2 protein-coding genes are annotated in these 2,091 nt (G+C 61.1%); both read right to left on the reverse strand.

Annotated features, from left to right (window positions below; genetic code table 11):
- Positions 1-1,166 precede the first annotated feature (1,166 nt).
- The gene (locus G3446_RS26460; protein WP_164456643.1) at positions 1,167-1,409 is read right to left on the reverse strand and encodes a ribbon-helix-helix domain-containing protein; all 243 of its coding nucleotides are present in this window, start codon (positions 1,407-1,409) and stop codon (positions 1,167-1,169) included.
- Positions 1,406-1,852, reverse strand: coding sequence for a PIN domain-containing protein (locus tag G3446_RS26465; RefSeq protein WP_245232826.1), 447 nt, complete (start codon positions 1,850-1,852; stop codon positions 1,406-1,408). The genes G3446_RS26460 and G3446_RS26465 overlap by 4 nt, the downstream gene beginning before the upstream one ends.
- Between the last annotated feature and the right edge of the window lie 239 nt (positions 1,853-2,091).

Consider the following 2,091-nt stretch of genomic DNA (forward strand, 5'->3'; position numbering starts at 1 on the left):
CACCCTGCTGACACAGGCCGTCCTCGCGCTTTCCGATGCCGTCGAGGCGGTACGGCCAGACCGACAATTTCCACGCCGCAATCCCGGCAAGCTCAAGCCTGGATTCCACCCGGCTTACTGCCGGGCGGCTTAAGTCCATGGCATTGGGTCTGCAGGCCGATGGGGAGCTTCTTCAGGATGATGCTCATGAGCTCAGGTGCTCAGTACAGGCGTCACGGGGCGTCGATCATCGATTGGCCCGACCTTCCGCTGTAGGTGGACGAGCGCAGCGCAGTCCACCAGCGCCGGCGCGGGATTCGGTGGACTTCGCTCTCGCTCGTGCACCCTACTGGTCCAACTGACAATCAACGCCCGTCATGGCGTCCTAGTCTAGACCGCGACCAGCACGAGATGCGCTTCTTGCGCCACGAGGCGAAACAAATCACGACCTTCATGCGCGAGCGGCTGGCCACGCTCGACGCCCCCCCATGAGCAATGCCTCGCGTCGTTGGGGACAGCCGATTCCGTCCAATGATCTCCGGATCGCCGCCAATGCGCTGGAGCACGGAGCCAGCCTGCTGACCCTCGACGCGCATTTCACCCAGGTCGATCGCCTGTCGGCAGCCCGCTCGAGGACTTCCTGCCCTGAGACTCGGCGCTTCTCTAGCCCCTTGCTCAAGGAGACTGTGAACGTATTCGTCGGCGGCGGCTTGCCGACCTCATCTTCGGGATTAGCCGTGGTCGGACTAGCGTGACAGCAAGCCTCTCGCGACATCCGCTCCACGGTGCCAAGCGCACTCCCGGCGCTCTGCGCCGAGCGGGTCCGGGGGCTGTACCGACCTCGCAGGCAGGTCCCGCCGCACAGAACGCCAGAGGGGACGCCACACCGCAGAGCGTTGTCGCAAGCGAAGTGCTGCACGAAGCACGCCGTCCCGCAACCGCTTCGCCCCATCCGCGAGGTGGCCGGGCACGTCGCCCCTGTCAGGCTCGGCGCCAGCCAAGCCCCATCGTGCCCCTCGCATGCGTGAGCTCAAGACCTGACACTCGCGGACCTAGGGCCTCGCTCGGGCCTGAGGCTGGACCACCAACGCCTACGAGCCATGGGAGACCTGCTCCCTCGTCGTCCCCTCTATAGGTTGGGGACAGCCAAATGGTGACCCTGCGCCCCTGGGAGCGGCTCGGCCGATCTACCTTGCTACCTCGCTCTCGCCATCTACCGGTTTGGCATCGAGACGATCCAATATGGCCAACGCTTGCTCAACATTGCCGGTTGCAGCCAGGGTACGGAAATGGTTTTCAGTGTCCCAGGCCGCCAGCGCTTGCGCGCTCAGCTCTTCCATGAGCTTGTTCAGGCTCAAACCACGGCGATGTGCCAAGGCTTTGAGTCGCTCAGTGGTATCGTCGGGCAATCTGATGGTCAAAGTGCTCATCGCAATTCCTCCAGACTTTGCGCGGGGGTCAAAATACGCAAATCACCGAGTCTCAATTCGCCGCGTCGAACATCACGAACATTGTGTGTGACAATCCCTGCGGCATTCCCCGCCAATGCCAGCTCAATTAAGTGATTGTCCGCTTCATCCGGCAAATTGGGACGCCAACCGTAATACACCTTGACCCATCGTCCTTGCTTCGCCAGCGCCGACAACAACTGCAACCGCTCGGCAGGCGTAGTGGCTTCACCCCAGACCTCGCGCCCGAACAGATCCTGATATTCAAACCACAGCGCATGACCAAACAAGGGCTGGAAGTACCCGGTCAGCGCCCGTCGCAAGACCATGCGCGATGCGCCGCTGGCAGAACGCAGACCGGCAACAAACACACTGGTGTCAATGACAATCGGAATCATGATGACAGCATATATGCCATCACCCATACTTGCAACGCCAGACGGGAGCGCTGGACGAGTCCGTCATGATGAACAACGGTGGCCTCCACTCGATGCGCGTTGCTCGATTTCAAGACCCTCGGACCCGCTCAAGGGCAACCAGAGCACCCAATGCCATGGACTTAGCGCCTAAAGCTATGATTATGTTACAATAATGCGTCTTCACAGGAACCTTGTAGGAGCATGCCGATGAAGCGTTGCAACGCTATCAGTCTCAACACCGAAGA

The organism is Thiorhodococcus minor (assembly GCF_010820565.1).
GTDB lineage: Bacteria > Pseudomonadota > Gammaproteobacteria > Chromatiales > Chromatiaceae > Thiorhodococcus > Thiorhodococcus minor.